The organism is Paenibacillus sp. P5_B5, from assembly GCF_056400365.1.
In genome coordinates, this window is record NZ_JBFULK010000053.1 from 1 (window position 1) to 843 (window position 843).

Here is an 843-nt window from a genome sequence, read left to right on the forward strand (position 1 = left end):
CGCGCCGATTGCTGTGCCGAGTGCCCCGACGAATGTAACTGCGACCGCAGGTAACGGATCAGCGACGGTGAGATTTGACGCACCAACGAGTAATGGAGGAAGTGCGATCACACTGTACACAGTTACGTCTAGTCCGGGAGGCTTCACGGGAACAGGAACAAGCGCTGTTCCAATTACGGTTACGGGGTTAGCGAACGGAACGGCGTATACGTTCACGGTAGTTGCGAAGAATGGTGCAGGCGACTCCATGGCATCGTTGGCATCAATGAGTGTGACACCCGTCGCGCCGATCGGTGTGCCAAGTGCTCCGACGAATGTAACGGCGACCGCAGGTAACGGATCAGCTACGGTTAGCTTTGACGCACCAGCGAGTGATGGAGGTAGTGAGATCACGTTGTATACGGTCAAGTCGAGTCCGGGAGGCTTAACGGGAACAGGAACAACCGCTGTTCCAATTACGGTCACGGGTTTAGCGAACGGAACGGCGTATACGTTCACAGTAATCGCCACGAATAGTGCAGGCGACTCCATGGCATCAGTGGCATCGGCGACTGTGACACCCGTCGCGCCGATTGCTGTGCCGAGTGCCCCGACGAATGTAACGGCGACCGCAGGTAACGGATCAGCGACGGTGAGATTTGACGCACCAACGAGTGATGGAGGTAGTGCGATCACGTTGTATACGGTCAAGTCGAGTCCGGGAGGCTTAACGGGAACAGGAACAACCGCTGATCCAATTACGGTCTCGGGTTTGACGAACGGAACGGCGTATACGTTCACAGTAATCGCCACGAATAGTACAGGCGACTCCATGGCATCGTTGGCATCAACGAGTGTGACACC

General features: G+C 56.0%; 1 protein-coding gene. It reads left to right on the forward strand.

Annotated elements, in window-relative coordinates; genetic code table 11:
* The coding region (locus AC1DOK_RS24485) for a fibronectin type III domain-containing protein (RefSeq protein ID WP_477556885.1) at positions 1-843 on the forward strand (843 nt) is incomplete at both ends.